We start from the raw sequence: 25,310 nt of genomic DNA, 5'->3' as shown, positions 1-25,310 counted from the left end.
TTCATTGTTTTCTCCGCTTCATCACAATCATTCCAGAAACCGGGCTGTGATCCAACAGCCTCCAAATCTACTATTTGTGCTTTCTTCTTATCGTAGTCAAAGATACCTCCTCAAAGCCGAAACGCGGGCTCTCAAGTCTTTCAACTGGTCTGATGTCATAATTTATTTAGTTTTTTCGAGGTGCAAAACTCGTAAAAAATCCCCGATTTACCTATTTCTTTTCAATCTCCATACAGAATTACAATCTGTATTTTATTGTCTCCTTTGTGTCGGAACTCTTTATAGCGGAGTTTAGAAATTCCATACCCTCCGGCCAAAAGTCCTGCTGACAAAACCCAAGAATCTTGCAATCTCGACAGGTCGCCTTGTTGGTACAAGCTATTGACGGTGTTGACTAAAAGATAAATTACTCCTGCCCCCATGGAGAGCAAAGAAAGGTTTTTGATGGTCTGATTCCTTGGGTCTTTGTTACGGATGTCCACAACGGTGATATCCTTTGGTTGGAGGATATTTTCAGAAAGGACAATGATGTCAGTTTTGATATCCACTATCACATCCGTCACAAAATAATCAAATCTGGTCGACTTGTAGGTCAATTCTTCCCCAATCTGATACCTGAGGGCTGATTTGGTGTTTGAACCGTGTTGGAGTAAGATGAATTTTTGGGAAAAGGACTGATGCGCCAATGAAAACAACAGAGTCAAGGTAATGAAGGATACTTTGGTTTTGGGAAAAGTGCTTTTCATTCAATCAGCCTCTAACGTTATTTCAAGTATAACGGAAAATTCAAATGGAGGTATATTCCGGAAATAGAAGATTTTAGGCTAATATAAGGAAATGAGTGTGATTTTGAATCCTGGGTGAGTAGATAGCTATTGGTATGAAATTACACCTGCATATATTTTCCCTTCCGATTCTTCCTGATATGTAATCATATTAATATTTCTCGGTCTCATTCGCAAAGTATTCAATGGTTTTTGAATAACAAATTCTAATGAATTGGAAAAAGTAATTGCTTTCGACTATTGAAATGAAAACCCATAACATACTTACAATGTCTAATCAGGTTTGAGAATTTATCACAAAAAAACCACCCTAAAGGTGGTTTTTCGAATTATCATTTAATAATGGAATCTCTTTTACAACTTGATAATCCATCCATGGTTATCTTCAATTTTACCATATTTGATGTCATCAAGGGTTTTTTGAACCTGATGGGAGAAAGCATTGGACGGCTTTTCGGGTAGGATATAATCCTGTCCGTGGATGTGGATTTTGAAGATATGGGCTATAGTTGCGGCCGTTCCAGTCCCAAATGCATCCTGAAGGTTGCCTTCTTCGAGTGCTTTCTCCAGCTCAGTCACACTCAAAAAACGCTCTTCCACAGGATATCCCATTTCTTTGGCCAATGTTAACACAGAATCCCTCGTGATGCCTTTTAGAATTGTACCTGTATGGGTCGGGGCGGTGATAATCGTACCATTGATCATAAACATCACATTCATTGTCCCGCTTTCTTCGATAAACTGATGGGTTTTGCCATCTGTCCAAAGCAATTGGTCGTAGCCTGCCTTCTGAGCCAAAAGGGCAGGATAGAGAGAACCCGCATAATTTCCGGCAGCTTTTGCCTGACCTGTACCTCCTTCAATGGCACGGGTATATTTTTGTTCGACTTTTACTGCCACAGGTTTGGAATAATAATTCCCAACAGGGCAAGTGAAGATCATGAACTTGTACCTTTCTGAAGGTCTGACACCGATATAGTCATCAGTCGCAAAAACAAAGGGCCTGATGTAAAGCGAATAACCCGGCTTATTGGGAATCCAAGCCCTGTCCAGATCCAAAAGCGTCATCAGTCCTTCCATAAAAATCTCTTCAGGAACTTCAGGAATGCACATTCTTTTCGCGGATTCATTCAATCTCTTCTGGTTGGCATCTGCTCTGAAAAGTAGGATTTCACCACCCTCATTTTTATAAGCTTTCATTCCTTCAAAAATAGATTGGCCATAATGAAGGGTGGCATTGGAAGGATTGAGAGATAAAGGCGCGTAGGGTTCGATGCGCAGGTCTGCCCACTCCCCATCAATATAATCAGCCACAAACATGTGGTCGCTTATCGTTTTCCCGAATACCAAATTGTCAAAATCTGTTTCATTGATTTTGGATTCACCTGTTTTGGTAATGTCGATTTGTAATGTTGTTTTCATGGTATTAGATTCTGGGCTTCCAAGTAACTTCCTCAACTCCTAATTCTTGAGCTATTAATCTTCCCAAAACAAAAAGATAATCAGAAAGCCGGTTTAAATATTTTACGATAATTTCATCCACATGCTCTATTTCCATCAGGTCTATCACGCAGCGTTCGGTTCTCCTACAGACTGTCCTGGCTATGTGGCAAAAAGATACAGTTTGATGTCCTCCGGGAAGAATGAAATGTCTCAATTGGGGTAGCTCCGATTCCATTTCATCTATTTCTTTTTCCAAAAGTTCAAGATCTTCATCGTGAAGATCAGGTTTTTTGACATTTTCTTTACCCGGTTCGGTTGCCAAAGTGGCTCCGATGGTGAAAAGTCTGTCTTGGATTTCTTTGAGTAGGGATTCTCTTTTATTATTGATTTCCTGATCCCTAAGCAGTCCGATGTAACTGTTGAGCTCATCTACAGTACCATAAGCATCGATTCTTAATTCTGCTTTTGAAACCCTCCGGCCTCCCAACAATGATGTTTTTCCCGTATCTCCGGTTTTGGTATATATTTTCATGGAAGCAAAATTGTATTTTGGTAGCCAGATAAATCAAGGCTCAAAAATAACATAAAGAATTTACAATTGTCCCAGGAATTTATTCTTCTACCAACATAGAGATTCCTCTTGTCGGGTTTGGGTTTATAGTATCGGATTCGACAAGTCCATCTCTTAATCGTATAATCCTATGTGCATAATGAGCAATATCATCTTCGTGAGTTACCATGATGATGGTATTTCCTTTTTGATGGAGCTCGTGGAAAAGCTCCATGATTCCATGAGAAGTTTTGGAATCCAAATTACCTGTGGGTTCATCGGCCAAGATGATACTTGGGTTATTGACCAAAGCACGGGCAATGGCTACCCTTTGCCTTTGACCTCCGGAAAGTTCGTTGGGCTTGTGGCCTACACGGTCTCCAAGTTCCACATTCTTCAATGCCTGATTGGCCATTTCCTGTCTGTCGGATTTGTTATATCCTGCATAGATCAAGGGAAGCGCAACATTATCTAGACAAGTTGCACGGGGAAGAAGATTAAAAGTCTGGAATACAAATCCGATTTCTTTGTTTCTGATTTCTGCAAGCTCATTTTCGGTCATGTCACTGACGTCTTTTCCGTTGAGAACATAAGAGCCTGTTGTTGGTGAATCCAAACATCCGATGATGTTCATCAATGTAGACTTGCCTGATCCTGAGGGACCCATAAAAGCTACATATTCACCTTTGTTGACTGTAATGGTTATGGATTTAAGGGCTTCAACTATCTCCGCACCCATTTTATATGTTTTACTTATTGCGGTAGTTTCAATTATCTTAGTCATCTGCGGATTATTTAAAAGCCTTAATTTAAAGTAAAAGATTTAGAGCTAAAAACTTTACCTTCAAAATACGACAAAAGGTGCTATAAGTTTTCTAATTGTAATTTTTCAATTTGGGATAAGGTCAGCCATCCCTGCATCTCCACCAGGGCATTACTTGCATAGCTGTCAAGTCCAAGTTTCCTGCTTTGCTTTACATAATTTATCCAGAGCATAGGGTCTTTTGAAAACTGAATGGCATCCTGTAGGATTTCATATTTCTTCAGGTCATCTTGTTCTGCATTTACTTTTTTCAGTACCAATGGCACCCAATAGGCATTTCTCCCTAAATCCAAGTCAGGCTTGATCAGTATTTTTATGTTACCTGTAGGATCGGTTTTTTCCTCGTTGGTCACAAATGCATACCAAGAGTCCAAATCTTCGGAAGTCCAGATATCTCCTAGATTTTGAATCAATACTTTTTTGACTTTCTCAAAATCCGGGGCATTCAACCAATGCATTTTGTGAAGCAATATTTTGAAAGCATATTCTGCCTGAAAGTTTGGATCCTTGATTTCGTCCATATTTTTCATGAATTCAGTAGGCATAGCTTGGTGAAGTCTTGCTGTTTTTTCGAAGAATAAAGTATTTTCATTCTCTGCCAAAATACCATTTTCATCCCAAGCCATCCAAGCGGGAAATGAAACCTCAAATTTTTGATGGATTATTTGAGCTGCTTCGGGCCTTCCTCCAAAATGTAAAATAGCTAGGTGGATTGGCTGGAAATTCTGAAAACCCCTTTCCATTGCTACCAAGATATCTACAGCAGATTTCTCGAAATCCAATTCACCAAAGAGGATTTTGGCGGAAATTGAATGGTAATAACCTGCGGCATTGGGTAGGACCATCGCAGTTCCGTTCAGGTATTTCAGCGTTTCATTGATATAGGATTCCTGAAGTGTTCTCAAAATCCGTGTTTCCCTGTAATTCATTTCCTCAAAACTCATTTGCTCCTGAGCGACAAGGGAATCAATGATGGCAAGGTCCAAGGATAATGGAGAGGTAACCTTGTTGGTCCATTGGTTGCGGAGAATTGCTGTTTTCAATTGGAAATTCGCCGAAAGGTTAGCGGTGCTCAATTCATAGGGTGCAAAATTGCCTTTCACGTTTTCTGACACCAAGTAATTGATTCTGAATATTTGATCATCAGAAATTATTGAAGCTTCCGTCGGTTCTAACTTATGTTTGACCTGCAAGCCAAGAAGGTTGGATTTCAGGACAGGATTTTGGTCTGTAATATCCTGAAGTATTGAGATCGCCTCTGTAGGCTTATTCAGTTTAGAATAAAGCAAGGAGAGGTTGTTGATCAAATAAGGATTTCCCGGAAAGTAACTCAATCCTCTTTCAAGGTAAAAAACGGCATCAAAGATTTTTTCTTGCTGATGCAATTTGGAACTCAGTAAAATCGTGTTGATCACTGAGGGAGAGTTGTCAAAAACCTGGTACAGGTTTTCCATGCCCAAGTTGGTTTGGTTGAGGGAAAACCGGAGATGAGCGGCTGAATTCTTAGCTTTGTCGTTTTTTCGGTATTGCATCCACGAACTTTCATAGAGTATCGCTGCTTCCAAAGGTCTATCGGTTTGATAATAGTATTCGGCATTGATATTGGAACTGCCTGAGGACAACTGCACTCCTATGATTGCGTCAGCATAGATGGCCAATACCACAAAAGCCATGATTGCCCCAATCCTCATGTGGAAGTAAGCAAAAAACTGAGGCTTGAAAATGATTTTCTCAATGTCTTTTCCTGAGTTCAGAATTTCAGAAAAATTAGACATCAGGTATAGATAGAACAACAAGCTGAAAGCCACCTGACCATAGATAAAAACATGGTTGAAAAATTCTATCATAGGTTGGTTTTCCTTAAAGATAACCCATCCCCAAGTGATTGTTGTCAAGGCATACCCTATCCAAAAGAAAGATTTTCCAATTTCGGGATGCTTGTATACCTGATCTGTCTGTTGGATTTTAAATTGCAAAACATAATACCCTATCAATCCGACAATCAGCATCAAAACTGCCGGTTGAATAATTGGGAAGGGGAGATCCACCTCTCCGGTCAGGTCCAAAAATGAAAAGAAGACCAATAAGAAATAGATCAAGAAAATAAACAGAAGGTGCCAAGTGATTTTGATTCCGGTTCCTTTATTCAATTTAATCAGGAGAATGGAACTTCCGGAAATGAAAGCATGACCGATATGCAACAGAAAAATAACTGATACAGCGGTTGCGGGAAAAGCACTGTTTTCTCCCAACCAAAGCCAAGGAGAAGGAATTTCCGATATTTGTGTCAGAAGGTAGAGTGTAGCTGATCCTGAAATAAGGAGGACAATAAATCTTCTCAAAATACCCCAGGATACTGCAAAAAAGGATAATCCAATCAGTGGGATGAGGATTCCTACCATCAATCCTATCAGTGCATAATTGCTAGATATGCTGCCAATATTCAAACCATTGATCCCGCTAAATGCCATTAAGAATATCACCAAGGCGGTTGCAGCGGTAAAATACAGTTTTTTGAGAGTGCTGACCAAAGCAAGTCCTAAGCAGAAAAGTACCCAAACCAAGCCGCCGAAGAGCAGGGTGAGGGAGGGGAAAGTCAATGCCTGCAGGGATTCGAAATTTTGGAACAAAAGAAAGTTATCCATTTCAATTCTCACCAATTCTCCACCAACCTGAACCAATTTCACGGGTACAGAGATGGCTTCCGAAAAAATTCCGGGAAGGACGGGCATGATTCCCCTTTTCCAAATGAAAGCACCGAACAATAGGAAAAGGCCTCCTATCACTGAAAGTGATATTGGAAGGCCTTTCATAATTATATCGTCAATTCTTCGGTAGTTTTTTGCAGGCATTATTCGAGCACCTTTGGAACCCTGAAGTAATCCGAATCCCGCTGAGGGGCGTTGAGCAATCCCGCTTCATGTGAGAGGTGCTCTCCGACAACATCTTCCCGCATGACATTGACTTCTGAAGACATAGTCGTGATAGGCTCGATTCCGTCGGTATCCACCTCGCTGAGTTGCTCTACCCAGTCGAGGATTTGGGTCATGTCTTTTTGGATTTTTTCAGCTCCTACTTCGTCAAACTCAAGTCTTGCGAGGTGAGAGATTTTCTTTACGGTATTCAAATCAATTTTCATAAAGTATGAATTATTATTTTTTCAGTATCCAAGAGGTTGTTGTCTTCCCAAAGTTGGTCCTGAATGGTGTAATAACATTTATTTCTGATGCCCTGAATGTCTTTTGCAGTCAGGCCAAGCGTTTGGATTGGGGGATGTATTACGATTTTTCCTTTTTTGAAATTCAATAAAAACCTCCCATCATCGGGCAAAATTAAATGATTAAACGATAAAGTGACAGGAATCAAAGGTATTTGTTTGTCTATGGCCAGACTAAATGCACCATCTTTAAACTTGTTCATGTGTGGAGGCATCCCTGTAGTAATTCCTCCTTCAGGAAAAATCACAATGCTGCTTCCTTTGGAAATGGCGTTTTTTGCCCTGACCAATACTTCACTTCTACTTTTGATACTTGACCTGTTGACCGCGATATGTAATTTTTTAAAATAATAGCCAAAAAGTGGGACTTTCCTAATCGAGCTTTTCCCTATGTAAACGACATCCCCTGGAATAAAACCCATCATCGCGATGTCCAGGTAGGAAAAGTGGTTAGCGGCAAAAATATAAGGCTGGCCACTTTTGATATTTCCTTTCCCCTCCACTTTGATTGGCATTAAGATCAGAAAAAAGAAAAGGCTTGCCCAGAATTGATTGACTTTCCGGCCGTATTTCTCCCAACCCGGAATCCAGATGCAAGTTAGAAAAAGGGGAAATAGCAATAAAAAAGTCAGAACAAAGATCAAAAAAGCATAGATTGAATATATCCTTTTGAGTATAACCATGGCTTATTGATTGATCATATGGTTTGCTACTTTGACAAAATACCCTTGTAATGCTTCTTTTACATCTGTGTCCATTTGAACTTTTTCGATTGCAGGAAGCATGCAATTGAGCCAGGAGTTTCTCATGTTACCATCTATCGGCCATTGGAAATGTCGTCTGCGAAGCATGGGGTGTCCTCGTTGCTCTAGGTAAGTATGTGGGCCCCCAAATACATGAATCAGGAACAAAAATAGCCTTTCTTCGGCAGGTGCCAAATCCTCCGGGTAAAGCTTTCGCAACTCCTTGATTTCTGCCACATTTTGGTAAAAGTATTTGACGATCAATTTTATCTTATCCTCACCGAGGGATTCGTAGATGGATTGCGGGGAATTCATTTGGGAAACTTAATAAAAAAGGTTTGAGAATTGATGAATGCCGATTCCCAAACCAATAATAATTGAAATAACATTACTCCTGTGCCTGTATCGCTGTAATTACGACAGTGTTGAAAATATCATCCACCGTACAGCCACGACTGAGGTCATTGACAGGTTTGTTGAGGCCTTGCAACATCGGTCCAATAGCCACCGCCCCGGTTTCTCTTTGGACAGCTTTATAGGTATTGTTACCTGTATTTAGGTCAGGGAAAATCAGCACAGAGGCATTTCCTGCCACTTCCGAGTTCGGCATTTTTTGTCGGCCTGTAGCAGGATCTACTGCTGCATCATATTGGATTGGTCCCTCTACTTTGATGTCCGGTCTTTTTGACTTGACGATTTCGGTAGCTTTCCGGACTTTTTCTACATCCTCTCCCGTGCCGGATTCTCCTGAGGAATAGGAAAGCATGGCTACCCTTGGTTCGATTCCAAACCTCCTACTCGTATCTGCAGAAGAAATGGCGATTTCGGCCAATTCCTCCGAACTTGGGTTGATATTGATGGCGCAATCACCGAAAACGGTTACCCTATCAGTCAAGCACATAAAAAAGACAGAAGATACCAAAGAAATGCCTGGCTTGGTTTTGATAAACTGAAGTGCAGGTCTAATGGTGTGGGCTGTAGTATGGATGGCTCCGGAAACCATTCCGTCGGCATGGCCTTTATGGACCATCATTGTTCCATAGTACGACCCATCAGTCATCAGGTCTCGGGCGACCTCCAAAGGCATGTTTTTTCCTTTTCTCAATTCATAAAGCGTATGCGCGTATTCTTCAAAATTGGAAGAATCTCGGGGATTTATTATTTGGCAATTATCTTCGTTGAGGTATAATCCAAGTCTGCTTATGCTTGTATTGATTTCTTGGACATCACCAAGTAGGGTGATTTTCACAACTTTTTGCTTTACAAGCCGGTCAGCTGCCTTCAATATCCTGTCATCTTGGCCTTCAGGCAATACAATGTGTTTCTTTTTGTTTTTTGCCCATTTGACCAATTGAAACTGAAACATCCTTGGTGTCATACCTACACCAACAAAATTGATCATTTCTTTTTCAAGGGCATCGGTATCGATATATTTCCTAAAGGTATTGATGGCACCAATGATTTTATCAGGACAGTCCGGACTGATTTTGGAATGAATGGCCGCCACTTTGGTAGCAGCATAAAAGGAAGGATCGTTTACTCTCAAAATCGGTACATTGACATCCGAACCCTCTATCAATTTGATGACTGAATCTGCGATTTCAAATCCCCCTGTGAGAACAATTCCTGCGATCCTCGGGAAATTTTTGGAATGGTTGGCCTGTAGGGAGGCCATGATGATATCCGCTCTGTCTCCGGGTGTCACTATCAAGACATTCTTCTTGATATGCTTGAGGAAGTTAGAAATCTGCATCGCTCCAAAAATGAAGTGGTCCACAGGATTTGAGAGAAAATTTTCCCCAAACATCACCTCAGCTCCAAGGTGTTCCTTGATTTCTCTCATGGATGGACTTTTCAGCTCCTGAATTTTGGGGATCACCGCCAGGATTATACCTTTATTCAATTGACCCTGCAAGCTCTTTTTTATCTCTTTTCGGTCATCTTCTTCTACTTTGTTGATGACCACTGCCAGTACTTTGACTTTCCTCTGGAGAAAATTATTAATGGTTACCACTGCAGATGTTACTATTTGGGATACCGATTTGCCATCTCCGGATAGGACAATTATTACAGGAGAGCCAAGGTTTTTTGCAATGGCCACGTTCGCATCAAATTCAAAAGCGGTTCCTTCACCCAAAAAATCACTTCCTTCAATAATTGTGAAATCATACTCTTCTTCCAGCACTTTAAATTTGCTGATGATGGTATCAAATATTTCACCTTGCAATCCCGCTTCGATCAAATGATTTGCTTCTTCTTTGGTGTATCCGTAAGATTTTTCATATTGAATAGGGAGTTTGAAATATTGGATCAGGGTTTCAAAATGTGGGTCTTTTTTAACCCCAGGTTTGTTGTTTATTATGGGTTTGAAGTAGCCTATCCGATGTGCTTTGGAAAGCAGCATATCGACTAATCCAAGAGCTACTATCGATTTTCCACTGAATGGCTGTGTTGTGGCAATGAAAATGCTTTTGTTGGTTTCCATATAAAATGATTTTTGAATCAGGTACAAAATTAAAAAGCGTTAAGGACTCCAAACTTGATGAATATGTTATTGAATCATGATAAAAATCATGATTCATCTTCTTCTTTTATTTTGGTTTTAATATGCCTACCCGCAGCTTTGTCCAAACTTACATTGATCTCAAAACTTACCAATACAATCAAGGAAGTAATAAACAGCCATAACATAACCGCTATCATCGCCCCAATGGAACCGTACAGTTTATTATAGGTTGCAAAATTATTCAGGTAAAAGGAAAAGAGGTAAAACCCTCCTGTAATCAGCGCACCTCCGGTAAGGGATCCAACAGAAAAAAACTTCCATTTGTCATGGACAGCAGGGGCTAACCTGAAAATCGATGCCAAGGCTATCAAAAACACCGAAAGAAGTACCAAAAATCTAAATACAGTAAGCATGAATACATATAAATTGCTCGAAACTATCTCCCATTCAGATATACGGTAAAGGATACTGCTGCCAAAAATCATGATTACTACGGCACCGCAAATGGCCAATACCAAAATTATGACAATTCCAATGGCAATAAGTCGGGTCATCCAAAAAGGTCTATTTTCTTTCGTTTTGTAAACAGCGTTGAACGCATTCATCATGGAGACTACGCCGTTGGTAGATAGAAATAAGGCCAAGAAAAAACCAAGAGACAACAAGCTCTGTCTCGGTTTGCTGACAATATCCATGATCGTCGCTTCAGCTTCCTGATAGACACTTGAGGGAATAAATTCACCGATAAACAAAAGGATGTTTTGAGTGGTGACATTTGGGAAAAACAATCCTATATAAGGGATGATGTTTAATAGAAAAAGTAAAAGCGGAAACATCGCTACTGTAAAACTGAAGGCCATAGCACCCGCCCTTTCAGTGATTTCATCTTTCCGCATTTGAAACATGAATATCCTACCCACGTCATAAAGGTTTTGGTCAGGATTTCCAAAATGGAATTTTCTAAGAAACTTGGCTTTTCTCGTAAATTGAATAGATAATAAACGGAGTCTCTTTTTCACTTAAAAATAGATTACTGGAAATATGGACGTAATAAATCTAGTAAATAATGGGATGGTCTGCAGGGTTTATGGCTTTCTTTTTTCAAAAAAGTCAAAGTTGTCCAGCCTTTGGTAATCAAATCTTCGGACTCATTGAAGACTTCGTATTCGAATTTTATCCTAATACCCGGCATTTCAGGAATGGTAGTTTTTATAGTCAGAAGCTCATCATATTTCCCTGGTTTGATAAATTGGGTATGAAGGTCCAAAACTGGCATGATGATTCCGTCATCCTCCATCTGTTTGTAGGAAAAGCCTGCGGCACGAAGCGCTTCGACCCTTGCCACCTCAAAATACATGGCATAGTTACCATAATAAACATATCCCATTTGGTCTGTTTCTGCATACCGGACCCTTACTTTGGTTTCTGCTTGGAACATGTCAGTATATTTTAGATCTGTTCAATGCTGCCTGGTACCTGCGGGCATTGTTGATGTGTTCATTATAATTTTTTGCAAAGGCATGATAACCTGAAAAATCCTCTTTGGCACAGAAATATAAATAATCATGTTCTTCGTAATTCAAAACAGCCTCAAGAGAGGATATTTCGGGCAAGTTGATAGGGCCGGGGGGAAGGCCTGTATTCTTATAGGTATTATATGGGCTGTCGATTTCTTTGTGGACATTCAGAACCCTTTTTAGATTGAAATCTCCTACTGCAAAGACAAGAGTCGGGTCGGCTTGAAGTGGCATATTGATTCTTAGCCTGTTTAGATATACACCGGCAACTTTAGGTCTTTCATCAGATTTTTGGGTTTCGGCTTGGACAATTGAAGCCAAAGTCGAGACTTCTATCGGGGTCAATCCCAAATTTTGTGCTTTTGCCAACCTTGCTTCAGTCCAATAATTTCCATATTCCTTGTACATTCTGTCAAAGACCTTCTCAGCACTTGTATTCCACCAGATTTCATAGGTATTGGGAATGAACATCCCCATGACTGTTTCTTCTTTAAAACCGAACTTTCGGATGTATACAGAGTCGGTAATCAAATCCATGAATGCATCCGGACTGATTTCAAGGTTTTTGGTTATTTTTTCTGCAAGGTCTTCTTTGGTTCGGACATTATTGAAAGTCAATTTTATCGGAGTCTGATTTCCCGACCTCAAGAGTCTGACAAGATTCAGGTTACTTGTTTTAGCAGGAATAGTGTATAATCCGGATTTTACAGCTTCCTGATATCCAAGTACTTTTGATACAAAACTGAAAGTAATCAGTTCATGGATCACGCCATTTTGGTAAAGACTGTCTGATACCATCTGGAAGGTTGCATTACTAGGGATTTTTAAAATATAAGGATCTTCCTTATCTATGAGGGCATTTGGGCTGAAAAATGCCTGATAAAAATAAAAGGACAAGGAAGTGAGGAGCACCGAAAAGGAAACCACCGCTATGAGATAATACTTTGTTTTATTGTCTTTGAACATAAAATTTGATGACATAACAGAATAACCGCAAAAATAGAGATTTTTGTTCAAGGGCAGGCAATTCCTTTATACCTATGGCAAAAACCATTCGAGTGACTTGTGCAATTATCATTAAGGAAGAAAAAATCCTCGTTGCCCAAAGAGGTAAAAAAATGGACCTCCCCTTTAAATGGGAATTTCCGGGAGGAAAAATAGAAGCCAATGAATCTGCGGAAGCATGTTTGATCCGGGAAATCAAAGAAGAACTCAATCTTGAAATTGAGATAAAAAAGGCATTTAAAAGTAGCTTTCATTCTTATGGTGCAGGAAAGGAAATTGAACTTATTCCTTTTCTTTGTGGCTATATAAGTGGACATTTGGTCCTTACAGAGCATCATCAAACCCAATGGATGGAACCTGAAAATCTGCTTATTCTTGATTGGGCTGATGCAGATGTCCCTATCGTAATTGACTTTATCGAATGGTTTAAAATAAACCATAAACCAAACCTTTGAATATCCTTGCTGCCATGGCCGCCGAATTTATCAAACTTTATCCCGAAAATCCTGATCCCAAGAAAATCCAAAAAATCGTCAACATTCTTCTTGACGGGGGGGTAATCATTTATCCCACAGACACGGTTTATGGAATGGGCTGCAATATCCACAATCTCAGGGCTGTAGAGCGAATCGCCCAAATCAAAGGCATAAAGGTGAAAAAGCATAACTTTTCATTCATATGCTATGACCTGAGTAATATTTCTGAATATACCCGTGCCCTGAGCACACCTGTATTCAAAATGATGAAAAAAGCTTTGCCAGGTCCCTATACCTTTATTTTGGAAGCCAACAATTCTGTTCCAAAAATTCTCAACAGCAACAAGAAAACCGTAGGTATCAGGGTTCCTGATCATGCCATTCCAAGACTTTTGGTGAAGGAGTTGGGATCTCCTATTTTGACCACTTCCATCCACGATGAAGATGAAGTGATTGAATACAGCACTGATCCTGAGCTGATCTATGAAAAATACGGGGATTTGGTCGATGTGGTCATTGATGGTGGATATGGGAAGAATGTAGCGTCTACTATTTTGGACTGTACCGGTGAAGAAATTGAAGTTGTCCGTCAAGGTTTGGGTTCTGTCGAGGACATCATGTAATCAAGCCACAGTAAAGTCAAAATTGAAATTATCCTTAAATTTCATAATAATTATTATTCCTTACTAAACAAAGTACCATTTGAGCCAAGATAGAACCATAATAACTGATCTTTTTTATTTGCCTCCCATCGAATATTTCGTTTCTGTACTTGGTTTTGAGGAAATTCATATTGACCAAACGGAGAGATTTCAGAAGCAGACTTATAGAAACAGAGCCCAGGTTCTATTGGCCAATAAGGTAGATGTGCTTTCAGTTCCGGTCATCGGAAGCAGTAAAAAGCAACTGTACAAGGATGTGAAAATCGATTATAGCCAAAAGTGGAAAAATGTCCACCTCAGAGGAATTCAGAGTGCCTATGGAAAAGCACCGTTTTACGAATATTTCTACCCTTATTTTGAACAGGTCTTCGAAAAAAACCTGACATTTTTGTTTGATGTAAATTTGGAATTACTGACAGTTTGTCTGAAGCTTCTAAAGCTGAAAGTTAGGTTGAATTTGGAGATGGAAAATGACTTTGCACCCGAATCTGTCGATTCCCGAGGGATTATCCATACTAAAGAAGGTTTTACTCTGAGAAACGTCATGACCCCCCGCAATTACCCACAAATGTTTGGCTTAGACTTTGTTCCCAACTTGAGCATCATCGATTTGTTGTTTTGCATGGGGCCTGAATCGAAAGAAGTCCTGATGCATTCGAAAAAAAATCATTGAACATTCTGCAAATAGATTGTGTTTTTAAAACAAATTCGGTAACATTATTACAGATTTAAAATAAAATTTAGAAAGGAAATACATGGAAGCAAAATTTTCAAACAGGGTCAAAGAGGTGATCTCTCTCAGTCGTGAAGAAGCATTGCGGTTGGGACATGATTACATCGGTACAGAGCACCTCTTGCTGGGTATGATTCGAGAAGGGGAAGGAGTGGCTGTTTCCATATTGAAGAAGTTAGGTGTGCCACTTGACGAACTTCGGAATTCTATCGAAAGGGCTGTTAAAGGAACAGCCACGCATAATGTAAAAAACCTTGCCAACATCCCGTTGACAAGGCAATCCGAAAAGGTTTTGAAAATCACCTATTTGGAAGCGAAAATATTCAAAAGTCAACTAATCGGAACTGAGCATTTATTGCTTTCAATCCTAAGGGATGAGGACAATATTGCTACCCAGATTCTTCATAAGTTTGATACAAATTATGATTCTGTAAAAGAGATGCTGGAATTTCAGACTGATTCTTCTCCACGTGCAAAAGCGGAAGCAGATGATCCCGATGAGGATGGTTCAAAATTGTTCGGTTCTTCAGGCAGTTCTTCAGGAGCATCCAAAACCACCGGGGAAAAGTCAAGAACCCCTGTATTGGATAATTTTGGGCGTGATCTCACCAAAATGGCTGAAGATGACAAGCTGGATCCGATCATTGGCAGAGAAAAAGAAATCGAAAGGGTCGCACAAATACTTTCAAGAAGAAAGAAAAACAATCCTATCCTTATCGGGGAGCCCGGTGTAGGAAAGACGGCTATTGCAGAAGGTTTGGCATTGAGAATTGTACAGAAAAAAGTATCACGTGTCTTGTTCAACAAACGTGTGGTGACTTTAGACTTAGCTTCCTTGGTGGCAGGAACCAAATATAGAGGCCAATTTGAAGAGAGAATGAAAGCCGTCATGAACGAGCTTGAAAAATCTCCCAATGTTATTTTATTTATTGATGAGTTGCATACCATAGTAGGTGCTGGCGGTGCTAGCGGTTCATTGGATGCTTCAAATATGTTCAAACCTGCTCTGGCACGTGGAGAGATCCAATGTATCGGAGCAACCACCTTGGACGAATACAGACAGTATATCGAAAAAGACGGTGCATTGGCCAGGAGATTCCAAATGGTAATGGTAGATGCTACTACCCCTGAGGAAACTATCCAAATCTTAAACAACATCAAGGATAAATATGAAGATCACCACAATGTGATCTATACCCCTGAGGCAATTGATGCGTGTGTAAAGCTTTCTGACAGGTATATTTCAGACAGATTCTTGCCTGACAAGGCTATTGACATTCTTGACGAAGCGGGAGCAAGGGTTCACATTAACAATATCCACGTACCGGAAGATATTTTGAGACTCGAGGAAGAAGTGGAGAAAATAAAAGTGGAGAAAAACAGGGTCGTTAAAAGTCAGAAATATGAGGAAGCTGCCCAATTGAGAGACAAAGAGAAAAAACTCCTGGAGCAACTCGAAAATGCCAAAGCCAAATGGGAAGAAGACAGTAAAACCAAGCGCTACACTGTTGAAGAGGACAATGTTGCCGAAGTGATTGCCATGATGACCGGAATTCCTGCAAAAAGAATTGCACAGAATGAGGGGTTGAAGCTTCTAAACATGAATGAAGAGCTTCAGGCAAAAGTTATCGGACAGGAAGAAGCTATCAAAAAGCTTTCAAAAGCTATCCAAAGAACAAGAGTGGGTTTAAAAGATCCGAAAAAGCCAATAGGTTCATTCATTTTCCTTGGACCTACTGGAGTAGGCAAGACAGAACTTGCCAAAATGTTGGCCAATTACCTCTTTGATAAGGATGATGCTTTGATCAGGATTGACATGTCTGAATATATGGAGAAATTCAGTGTATCCCGTCTTGTCGGAGCACCTCCAGGATACGTCGGTTATGAAGAAGGTGGCCAGTTGACTGAAAAGGTCAGAAGAAAGCCATATTCTGTAGTCCTCCTTGACGAAATCGAAAAAGCGCATCCTGATGTTTTCAACATCTTACTTCAGGTTTTGGATGACGGAATTCTTACAGACGGATTGGGAAGAAGAGTGGACTTCAGAAACACCATCATCATCATGACATCTAATATTGGAGTCAGAGATTTGAAAGATTTTGGAGCAGGTATAGGGTTTGCTTCTAAAGCCAAAACTACCAGCGTGGATGATGTGATGAAATCCACCATTCAAAGTGCTTTAAGAAAAGCATTCAGTCCTGAATTCCTAAATAGGCTTGATGATGTTGTGGTATTTAATTCACTTGATAAAGAGCATATCCATAAGATCATCGATATCAGTTTAAGCAAGCTTTTCAAGAGAATAACAGATTTGGGATATTCTATAAAGCTGACTGAAAAAGCCAAAGACTTCCTGGCTGAAAAAGGCTATGACCAACAGTACGGTGCTAGACCTCTCAATAGAGCTATACAGAGATATCTCGAAGATGCACTCGCTGAAGAAATCCTTAAAGGAGAGCTTTCTGAAGGCGACGTCATCATGGCGGATTATTCTGGTGAGGGTGACCAATTGACCATCACTGTTGATAAAAAGGAGAAAGCAGGATAAAATAAATATCCAGATAATTAAAACAGGCGGATAAGAGATTGTCCGCCTATTTTTTTGACTTCTAGTTTCAAATTTTGGATACTTTCTATAGTCTGTAGCCTCAATTAAATATTTCTTATCTTTCGATCTCAATTCCTTTCTTTTGAACTGATGAAATCCTGTTTTTTCTTACCTCTATTTGCATATTTTCTTTTCTCGTGCAATGAAAATGAATCACCCGATAGTGATGTGGAGGGATCTTTACCATTTAAAACTGATTATAAGATCAGTGATTTGGAAGTCTCCGGATTTTTTGAAAACTCAGCCCAACCCAAAGGGAAAGTCTCATTGAAGGAAGGGTCTGGACTAGCATACAGCAGACAAAATCCTGGATTTGTATGGACGCTACAGGACAAAGGAAACAAAAACAGCATTTATCTTCTGGATGCAAATAATGGGGAGATAATTTCCGAATATGAAATCAAGGGTACAAAGAACAGAGACTGGGAGGATATTGAGATTAGCATAGGGCCTGAGTTTGGAAAAAATTACCTGTATATTGGAGATACAGGTGATAATAATCTGGAATATGAAGATTATACCATTTACAGATTTGAAGAACCCAAATTTGAGGAATCGCATCGGTTTCAATATGTCACTTTGGATGTTCCATTGGAAACAATCGTTTTTGAATATCCTGATAAAAGCCGCGATGTGGAGGCTTTGTTGGTAGACCCGCTTACAAAGGATATTTTCTTGGTTACAAAACGAGATGTTTTCTCTTTGTTGTATTCCTTACCTTTTCCTCAGAAAATCGACCAAAAGAACTTAGCGATCCACTCCGGTACCTTTTCCTTTAGAATAGCTACTGCAGGAACGGTTTCGGAAGATGGCAAAGAAGTACTGATCAAAACGTATGATAGGATATTCTATTGGGTAAGAGAAAGTGACCAATCCTTTGTGGATTTGATCGCAACTTTGCCCAGCTTGGTACCTTATGAAAAGGAGGTGCAAGGTGAGTCAATTTGTTTTGATGACAAAAGAGGATACTTTACTTTAAGCGAATGGAGTGATGGCGTTATTCCCGAATTGAATTATTACAAAAGAAAATAATAGAAGGACATGTTGAATTTAAATTGTTGGATTTTGTTATTGGATTGAAATACAAGTCAATTTCTGATCAATGATCCAAATTTGGTTTGGATTCATAACAACAATTAACTTTGCCAAAAACCCAAAAAGACCGAACTTTGTTGATTTAAGTAAAGAAAGCCTCACATGAGTCATTATATGAAATTGCTTTTGTTTTTATATTTTTTCCCATCAATGTTGATGTTGAATATTCCCCAGCCTAGCCTTGTCCGCTTAGAAAAGAAGGCCGATCAAAATATTTTCTCCAACCAGATCAGTATCGGAACATTAGAAAATAAAGAAATTGATGAAGCGAGTGGTATTGCATTTTCAAGGTCTCATGATGGTTTGATTTATACCCATAATGATAGTGGGGGAGGTAGACGCATTTATGTGATTGATACTTTGGGAAAAGGTTCGGTGGTATTCAAAATCAAGGGTGTTTGGAACAGAGATTGGGAAGATATCGCTGTCGGCCCTGGACCTGACCCAAAACTCAATTATGTATATGTCGGCGAAATAGGAGACAACGAAGCTAAATACACCAATATTTTCATATATCGGTTTCCTGAACCGGTGCAATTTACAGAGGGTATGGAAGTGGAACCTGAGATTTTAAAACTGACTTACCCTGATGGACCCAAAGATGCCGAGACATTGATGGTTGATCCGATTTCAAAAGATATTTTTATTTTGTCTAAAAGGGATAGTCTGAATATTCTTTATAAGACAACACAAGATGCTTTTGAAAAGGAAGAGGCAGTTTTGGAAAAAGTGATCGAATTGCCATTTACCATGTCTGTTGCAGGGGATATTTCTGCAGATGGCAAGGAGATTTTGATTAAAAATTACTTTACGGTCTATTATTGGAAGAGAAATGAAAATGAGACTGTCGAGCAGGCTCTTTCACGTGACCCATTGATATTGCCTTATAAGCCCGAACCGCAAGGGGAGGCAATTGCCTTTCATCCCAATGGCAAAAGTTATTTTACTTTGAGTGAGAAAAGGTTCAACATTGAACCTGTATTGTACCGTTACGACAGAAAGTAGCTTTAACAAAATTTACCTCTATGACAAATCAGACTACTTCCCACATCTTAATGGTTAGACCGGCTAATTTTGGTTTTAATCCAGAAACTGCTGAAAATAATTTTTACCAGCAAAGAGATGAAAGAGAAGCAGATGAAATCAATAAGATTGCACAGCAGGAGTTTGATGGTTTTGTTTCCCTGCTTCAGGACAAGGGAATTGATGTCTTGGTGATTGAAGATACTGATCTCCCAATAAAAACCGATGCTATTTTTCCAAACAATTGGTTTAGTACCCACCAGGACGGTAAGATTCTGCTTTATCCCATGTTTTCACCAAATAGGAGACTGGAAAGGAGAAAGGATATTATTGAAATCCTGATACAAAAAGGATTTAGGATCAGTGAAATCGTGGATTTGACGTTTTTTGAGCAGGATAACCAATTTTTAGAAGGAACTGGAAGTTTGATCTTGGATAGGATAAACAAGGTAGCTTATGCTTGCAGGTCTCAAAGGACACACAAAACGCCATTGGGATATTTTGGAAATCTGATGGGATTTGAAGTTGTGGATTTTGATGCCACCCAAGTGGTCAATGGCATTTTGTCACCTATTTACCATACTAACGTCATGATGCATATCGGGACTGAAATTGCCGTGGTCTGTTTGGAGTCTATCCCTTTGGCTTCTGAAAAGCTAAAAGTCCAGGAATATCTGGAAAAAACAGGTAAGAAAATGATTCCGATTACTGCCAAACAAAAATTCCAATTTGCAGGGAACATGCTTGAAATCCAAAATAACCTTGGGTCAAAATTTACGATCATGTCTGATTCAGCATTTCAATCTTTAGGAGATGTGCAGATCAACACCATCAAGAGATATACAGAAATCATTGTTCCAAAAATACCCACTATTGAAAAAATCGGTGGAGGAAGTGTCAGATGTATGATGGCTGAGATTTTTTTACCGCTCTTGTAATCCCTTGATATTGCAGGGTCTAAGCTATACTTGTGGTCTTTGTTTCAATTGTAAGTATTCACTTTTTTTCAATAAATATTAATTCGTAAAGCCCTTTTCATGAAAGGGAAATCCTCAAAAGACCATTTGATTCCTTCCTTTTTTGTATGGTAATCAAGGATTTTGGAAGTTCCTGAATAGAATAAATACCAAGGCCATTCCCATACCCAATCCAATTCCTATCAAGAGATCAAAGAATACAATTCCCAATATAGTGATGATAAAAGGGAGAAATTGATTCCAACCAAGCTTGAATTGACCATGATACAACGACACCTTTGTCAGCTTATAGCCTACCGTCATCAAAATAGCAGAGAGGCAAGCCAATGGAATCAAATTGAGGATTTCAGGAATAAAGATTACACTTGCTAGCAGAAGTATCCCATGAAATATTGCTGAAATCTTGGTTTTCCCCCCTGCCGTTACATTAGCAGAGCTTCGGACTATCACTGCCGTTACAGGAAGTCCCCCTAACAAACCGTTGAAAACATTACCAACTCCCTGCGCCAAAAGTTCTCTATTGGGCGGGGAAACACGTTTCGAGGGATCAATTCTATCGGCAGCATCCAAACTCAGTAAACTTTCAAGACTGGCAATAATTCCTATTGTAATCGCTGCGAACCATACATCGCCGTTATCCAACTGAGAAAAATCAGGGAAGGTGAATAAATTATAAATCCCATCTATAGACTCCAAAACAGGAAGTACAACTTTGTTTTCGGCATTCAGATAAAATGAAGGTACAAATAGCTTAAAATATTCATTTAGCCCGATACCTAGCAAAACAACAACCAATGGACCTGGAACCAGTCTGGTAAAAGCTAGGTTTTTGAAAAATTTGATTTCCCACAAAATCAAGAAGCCAATAGAAATAGCAGAAATAATTATAGCTCCGAAATCAAATGTTTGGAAAAGGTTTTCTAAGCTCAGTCCAACACCCAAATCATCTACAAAAGGCAATTGTTTTTCAAGACTTTCCGATTTGTTCATGCCCAATGCATAGGGGAACTGATTGATGATCAAAATGATTCCGATACCTGCTAGCATACCTTTGATCACTGATTTTGGAAAATATTGGCTAATTACTCCTGCTTTTAAAATCCCCAAAAAAATCTGAAAAATTCCCGTCAATACGATAGCTGAAAGAAAAACCTCAAAGCTTCCAAGTTCGGTAATGGCACTGAAAACAATAGCTGTCAGGCCCGCGGCAGGTCCGGAAACTGATGTATGAGATCCGGACAAAGTTCCAATAACAATACCTCCAACCACTCCTGCAATAATTCCTGAAAATAAAGGTGCCCCGGAAGCTAAGGCTATCCCAAGACAAAGTGGGAGTGCTACCAGAAATACCACTAATCCTGCAGGCAAATCATTGCCTAGTTGTGAAAAAATTCTTTTCTGCATTGATTTCGGAGCAAATAGGTTAAAACTGACAGCTAAAGTGTCATTTTTAGTTTATTGGCAAACACCCTTTTGTCTAAAATGAAAAAGCTAACCAATCCCTATTCCTAAGTAAAGTACCATGATCCATGGGGGTATTATGTGGGTATTTAGTTTTTAAAATATGCCCGTAAAATTGAATGGACTGATCTTATAAAGTTCATCCTTAACCGAATCAGAAACATTCAGGGTGCCAATAAATTGTTTGATGGATGATTCGGTGATTTTTTCATTTGTCCGAGTCAATTCTTTCAATGCCTCGTAAGGTTTTGGATAACCTTCTCTTCTCAGGATGGTTTGAATGGCTTCGGCAACAACAGCCCAATTGTCTTCCAGATCGGCATCTATTGCAGCACGGTTAAGTTCGAGCTTGCCAAGGCCCTTTTCAAGGGATTCAAGCGCTATCAGCATGTGTCCCAAAGGTACTCCTATTATTCTTAGGACAGTGCTGTCAGTGAGGTCACGCTGTAACCTGCTGATAGGCAGTTTGGCAGCGAGATGCTCGAAGAGGGCATTTGCTATCCCAAGGTTTCCTTCTGCATTTTCAAAATCAATAGGATTGACTTTATGTGGCATAGCGGAAGACCCTATTTCTCCAGCTTTGATTTTTTGTTTGAAATAATTCATAGCCACATACTGCCACACATCTTTAGAAAGATCCAAAAGAATGGTATTGATTCTTTTGAGTCCGTCAAAAAGTGCAGCCATGTTATCATAATGCTCAATCTGAGTGGTGGGATAACTTCTCTCTAAACCCAGGTATTTTGATACAAAATCATCGGCAAACCCATGCCAGTCCATTTCAGGATAGGCCACATAGTGGGCATTCAGGTTTCCTGTTGCTCCACCAAACTTTGCGGAATAAGGAACTTGGGCCAATAATTCAAGTTGCTTTTCAAGGCGTACTACAAACACTCTTATCTCTTTTCCAAGCCTTGTAGGAGAGGCAGGTTGGCCATGGGTTTTAGCAAGCATTGGGATTTCTTTCCAGTCATTGGCCTGAGACTGGAGCTTGGAAATCACGCGACCAATTGATGGTAAAATAACCTCATTGAGGCCGTTTTTCAACATTAAAGGCGTAGAGGTATTGTTGATGTCTTGAGAGGTAAGACCAAAATGGATAAATTCTTTGAATTCATGTAATTGAAGGTTGTCAAATCTTTCCTTTATAAAATATTCTACGGCTTTGACATCGTGATTGGTGGTCTTCTCGGTTTCTTTTATGGTTTCGGCATCTGAAATCTGAAATTGAGATACAATATTTCTCAAGGCCGGGAAAAGTGATTTGTCAAAGTCTTTAAGCTGGGGAAGTGGCAATTCGCAAAGCGCGATGAAATATTCGATTTCCACATGAACCCGGTATTTGATCAAAGCAAACTCAGAAAAATAGGCACGTAGGGGAGCGGTTTTGTTACCATATCTGCCGTCAATGGAGCTCACGGCTGTCAGAGTTGTCAATTCCATAAGGATGATTTTTGATTTAGGCCTGCAATTTAGGTTTTCAGTCTGAAATACTCGGGTAAATTTTTTAATTATTGGACATCCTGTTCAAGGAATTTTAGTATTGCTCTTCCATTTCGTTACTCTAGACAAAAAATTCAAATTCTTTTCAGATTCCTTTTGCTGGATTCGAACCTGTTTCTAATTTATTTGTTGTGAAGATGGATATAATCTGGCATCAAGGTAAATAAATACAAAACCGTACATTAATTTTGGGCTTGCCGCAGGATTAACTGGAAAAACGAAATTGGAATGTTTAATCTATTCAAGAAAAAGAAAGAAGAAAATAAAAGAGGTGACCAATATTTGTCTCTCAAAGTAAGAGAAGTTGTTAAAGAAACTTCTGACACAGTAACTATATATTTTGAGCAGCCTGAACCCTATCTGGAATATAAACCCGGTCAATACCTAACTGTAATTTTGGAATTGGGGGGCAAAGAAGTTAGGAGATCTTACAGCCTTTGTACCTCGCCCTATATTGACCCGCATCCGGGAATCACAGTGAAAAAAGTTAAAGATGGCTTGGTCTCCAATTACCTCAACGATCAGGTCCGTCCCGGCAAAACAATTGAAATCATGAAGCCTTTGGGGAATTTCACGAGTGATTTCCATTCCAAAAACAAAAATCATTTTATAATGGTAGCCGGAGGCAGTGGAATTACGCCTATCATGGGAATCACAAAATCAGTACTTGTGAACGAGCCTGATTCCAAAGTGACTTTGATTTATTGCAGCCGATCCCAAGAGCAAATCATTTTCAAAAAACAATTGGAAGGACTTGAATCCAAATATCAGGGAAGATTGAAAGTGGTAGATGTCTTGAGTCGACCCTCTGGAGATTGGGGAGGATACAAGGGGAGATTGAAGCCTGAAACAGTAAAATCCATTCTTTCTGAAATCAGCTACCCTGAAATAGAAGGTTCCAAATACTTTGTGTGCGGTCCGGATGGCGTGATGGATACAGCGCTCGAAGCCTTTGCTTCAATGGGCGTAGACCAAAAAAACATACATAAAGAAAGTTTTTATTTGGACTTGGATGCCAAAGAAGCGGAACTCAAATCCAAAGGAAAACTATCCCCAGAGCTGACCAGAGAAATAGAAGTAGTGGTCGAAGGCCAATCTTACTCTTTTGAAGTGCCTGCCGGCAAAACTATCTTGGAAGCAGGTTTGGATAATGACATCAATATGCCTTACAGCTGCCAAAGTGGCCTTTGTACAGCTTGTAGGGGTAAATTGATTTCAGGTAAAGTAGATATGATTGAGGACGCAGGATTGAGCGAAAGTGAAATTTCAGCAGGATATATCCTTTGTTGCTCTTCCAAGCCAGCAGGTTCGGATATCAAAATTGTAATCGAATAGGATCTTGGAAATCTCCCCGATACGAAAAATTTACGATAAATTGGAACGGAATGTGCTCATCATGATCGCCATTCCGATTCCTTTTTTTGGATTCGTTTATCTGAATTCGGAAAACCCGATTTTCTTTTTTGAAATCCCTCAAGTAACTGAATTCTGGGAATATTTTGGATTGGGTATGGTTTTTACTCTTTTGATTGCCCAATATGTTTTTTTTAAAAAAGAGACTAAAACCATTGTCGATTCATCTTCTGAACTCCCTGCAAAACTTACATCCTATTCCAAAGCTTCATTCAAAAGATTTGGAATATTGTTTGTCGCGGCCTTGGTAGCAGCAGCAGGATTATTGTTGTTTGGCAATGCCGGTTATACCATCGCTTTTGCAGTGACTTTGGTGTTTTTTTCAGCGGCAAAGCCTTCTCCTGATAGGATTATTCGGTCGTTGAAGTTGAAAGGCGAAGAAAAAGACCTTGTAAATGGATTGAAAAGAAGGGAATAGGTCGATACAAAATACACCAACAAAAACTTATTTTTCGTCAATATCGTGCCTCTTAGGAAGATCAGGATTGACAAAAGTAAAACCCCTTGCCTCATCACCTTCAAAAAAATCCACCAGCATCCCCATCAAAAACATGTAATGTTTTTTTTCGATCAGGACAGGAATTCCCCCAACCTCAAATTTCTGGTCACCTTCTTTGGGTTTGTCAAAGCCCAAAAGGTAAGACATGCCCCCACAGCCGCCGCCTTTGACCCCTACACGGAGTGAGTAATCGGAGGGGATATTTTTATTGGCAATGATGTCCTTGATTTCAGCTTGAGCCTTTTCGGTGATTTGGATGGGAATCAACATG

At 39.6% G+C, this 25,310-nt stretch carries 24 protein-coding genes and 1 pseudogene; 9 read left to right on the top strand and 16 right to left on the bottom strand.

Going from position 1 to position 25,310, the window contains the following annotated elements:
* From prfB to mltG, 13 genes and pseudogenes are all read right to left on the bottom strand, one after another.
* Positions 1-159, bottom strand: a pseudogene (gene prfB, locus ACZFYI_RS00410) (peptide chain release factor 2); the annotation flags it as partial.
* A gap of 62 nt (positions 160-221) precedes the next feature.
* The gene (locus ACZFYI_RS00405; RefSeq protein WP_462522143.1) at positions 222-746 is read right to left on the bottom strand and encodes a hypothetical protein; all 525 of its coding nucleotides are present in this window, start codon (positions 744-746) and stop codon (positions 222-224) included.
* A 393-nt stretch (positions 747-1,139) separates the two neighbouring features.
* Entirely contained in the window at positions 1,140-2,207 is a 1,068-nt protein-coding gene (locus tag ACZFYI_RS00400; protein WP_462522142.1) for a branched-chain amino acid aminotransferase, read from the bottom strand.
* Between the two features lie 4 nt (positions 2,208-2,211).
* Positions 2,212-2,760 (bottom strand): cob(I)yrinic acid a,c-diamide adenosyltransferase, encoded by a 549-nt coding sequence (locus tag ACZFYI_RS00395; RefSeq protein ID WP_462522141.1) that lies wholly within the window; start codon positions 2,758-2,760, stop codon positions 2,212-2,214.
* A 79-nt stretch (positions 2,761-2,839) separates the two neighbouring features.
* Positions 2,840-3,562 carry an ABC transporter ATP-binding protein gene (locus ACZFYI_RS00390; RefSeq protein WP_462522140.1) on the bottom strand — a complete coding sequence of 241 codons (723 nt, stop codon included), beginning with the start codon at positions 3,560-3,562 and terminating at the stop codon, positions 2,840-2,842.
* Positions 3,563-3,642: 80 nt separating this feature from the next.
* Positions 3,643-6,414, bottom strand: a complete 2,772-nt coding sequence (locus ACZFYI_RS00385) for a tetratricopeptide repeat protein (RefSeq protein ID WP_462522139.1) — start codon at positions 6,412-6,414, stop codon at positions 3,643-3,645.
* Positions 6,415-6,452: 38 nt separating this feature from the next.
* Positions 6,453-6,740, bottom strand: coding sequence for an Asp-tRNA(Asn)/Glu-tRNA(Gln) amidotransferase subunit GatC (gene gatC / locus ACZFYI_RS00380; RefSeq protein WP_462522138.1), 288 nt, complete (start codon positions 6,738-6,740; stop codon positions 6,453-6,455).
* Complete coding sequence (locus tag ACZFYI_RS00375) at positions 6,737-7,501, bottom strand: lysophospholipid acyltransferase family protein (protein ID WP_462522137.1); 765 nt, start codon at positions 7,499-7,501, stop codon at positions 6,737-6,739. Before ACZFYI_RS00375 ends, gatC begins: the two co-directional genes overlap by 4 nt.
* Positions 7,502-7,504: 3 nt before the next feature.
* Positions 7,505-7,876, bottom strand: coding sequence for a globin domain-containing protein (locus ACZFYI_RS00370; RefSeq protein ID WP_462522136.1), 372 nt, complete (start codon positions 7,874-7,876; stop codon positions 7,505-7,507).
* A 73-nt stretch (positions 7,877-7,949) separates the two neighbouring features.
* Entirely contained in the window at positions 7,950-10,046 is a 2,097-nt protein-coding gene (gene pta / locus ACZFYI_RS00365; protein ID WP_462522135.1) for a phosphate acetyltransferase, read from the bottom strand.
* Positions 10,047-10,132: 86 nt separating this feature from the next.
* A complete protein-coding gene (locus tag ACZFYI_RS00360; protein ID WP_462522134.1) occupies positions 10,133-11,086 on the bottom strand; it encodes a YihY/virulence factor BrkB family protein in 954 nt (317 codons plus the stop codon).
* An 11-nt stretch (positions 11,087-11,097) separates the two neighbouring features.
* The gene (locus ACZFYI_RS00355; protein ID WP_462522133.1) at positions 11,098-11,505 is read right to left on the bottom strand and encodes an acyl-CoA thioesterase; all 408 of its coding nucleotides are present in this window, start codon (positions 11,503-11,505) and stop codon (positions 11,098-11,100) included.
* A 1-nt stretch (position 11,506) separates the two neighbouring features.
* Complete coding sequence (mltG, locus tag ACZFYI_RS00350) at positions 11,507-12,550, bottom strand: endolytic transglycosylase MltG (RefSeq protein WP_462522132.1); 1,044 nt, start codon at positions 12,548-12,550, stop codon at positions 11,507-11,509.
* A gap of 74 nt (positions 12,551-12,624) precedes the next feature.
* Here mltG and ACZFYI_RS00345 point away from each other — a divergent pair, with 74 nt between their 5' ends.
* The 7 genes from ACZFYI_RS00345 (at position 12,625) to ctlX (ending at position 20,124) form a co-directional block, all read left to right on the top strand.
* Entirely contained in the window at positions 12,625-13,044 is a 420-nt protein-coding gene (locus ACZFYI_RS00345; protein ID WP_462522131.1) for a (deoxy)nucleoside triphosphate pyrophosphohydrolase, read from the top strand.
* A 14-nt stretch (positions 13,045-13,058) separates the two neighbouring features.
* Complete coding sequence (locus ACZFYI_RS00340) at positions 13,059-13,688, top strand: L-threonylcarbamoyladenylate synthase (protein ID WP_462522145.1); 630 nt, start codon at positions 13,059-13,061, stop codon at positions 13,686-13,688.
* Positions 13,689-13,767: 79 nt separating this feature from the next.
* Complete coding sequence (locus ACZFYI_RS00335) at positions 13,768-14,400, top strand: WbqC family protein (protein ID WP_462522130.1); 633 nt, start codon at positions 13,768-13,770, stop codon at positions 14,398-14,400.
* A gap of 82 nt (positions 14,401-14,482) precedes the next feature.
* Positions 14,483-17,008: an ATP-dependent Clp protease ATP-binding subunit gene (locus ACZFYI_RS00330; RefSeq protein ID WP_462522129.1), complete on the top strand. Its 2,526-nt coding sequence runs from the start codon at positions 14,483-14,485 to the stop codon at positions 17,006-17,008.
* Between the two features lie 150 nt (positions 17,009-17,158).
* A complete protein-coding gene (locus ACZFYI_RS00325) occupies positions 17,159-18,100 on the top strand; it encodes a hypothetical protein (protein WP_462522128.1) in 942 nt (313 codons plus the stop codon).
* Between the two features lie 219 nt (positions 18,101-18,319).
* Positions 18,320-19,168, top strand: a complete 849-nt coding sequence (locus tag ACZFYI_RS00320) for a hypothetical protein (RefSeq protein ID WP_462522127.1) — start codon at positions 18,320-18,322, stop codon at positions 19,166-19,168.
* Positions 19,169-19,188: 20 nt separating this feature from the next.
* On the top strand, positions 19,189-20,124 hold the full coding sequence (gene ctlX / locus ACZFYI_RS00315; protein WP_462522126.1) for a citrulline utilization hydrolase CtlX: 936 nt from the start codon (positions 19,189-19,191) through the stop codon (positions 20,122-20,124).
* Positions 20,125-20,277: 153 nt separating this feature from the next.
* On the opposite strand, the gene ACZFYI_RS00310 is transcribed toward ctlX, so the two are convergent.
* Positions 20,278-21,567, bottom strand: a complete 1,290-nt coding sequence (locus ACZFYI_RS00310; RefSeq protein WP_462522125.1) for a SulP family inorganic anion transporter — start codon at positions 21,565-21,567, stop codon at positions 20,278-20,280.
* A 153-nt stretch (positions 21,568-21,720) separates the two neighbouring features.
* A complete protein-coding gene (gene purB / locus ACZFYI_RS00305) occupies positions 21,721-23,067 on the bottom strand; it encodes an adenylosuccinate lyase (RefSeq protein WP_462522124.1) in 1,347 nt (448 codons plus the stop codon).
* Positions 23,068-23,355: 288 nt separating this feature from the next.
* Here purB and ACZFYI_RS00300 point away from each other — a divergent pair, with 288 nt between their 5' ends.
* Positions 23,356-24,462 (top strand): 2Fe-2S iron-sulfur cluster-binding protein, encoded by a 1,107-nt coding sequence (locus ACZFYI_RS00300; RefSeq protein ID WP_462522123.1) that lies wholly within the window; start codon positions 23,356-23,358, stop codon positions 24,460-24,462.
* A gap of 40 nt (positions 24,463-24,502) precedes the next feature.
* Positions 24,503-24,958 (top strand): hypothetical protein, encoded by a 456-nt coding sequence (locus ACZFYI_RS00295; protein ID WP_462522122.1) that lies wholly within the window; start codon positions 24,503-24,505, stop codon positions 24,956-24,958.
* A gap of 27 nt (positions 24,959-24,985) precedes the next feature.
* Here ACZFYI_RS00295 and ACZFYI_RS00290 read toward each other — a convergent pair whose 3' ends face one another.
* Positions 24,986-25,309, bottom strand: coding sequence for a HesB/IscA family protein (locus ACZFYI_RS00290; protein ID WP_462522121.1), 324 nt, complete (start codon positions 25,307-25,309; stop codon positions 24,986-24,988).
* Position 25,310 lies beyond the last annotated feature (1 nt).

This window comes from Aquiflexum sp., from assembly GCF_977115555.1.
Note: the sequence above shows the minus strand (reverse complement) of the source record. Positions and strands in the feature narration are given on the sequence as shown.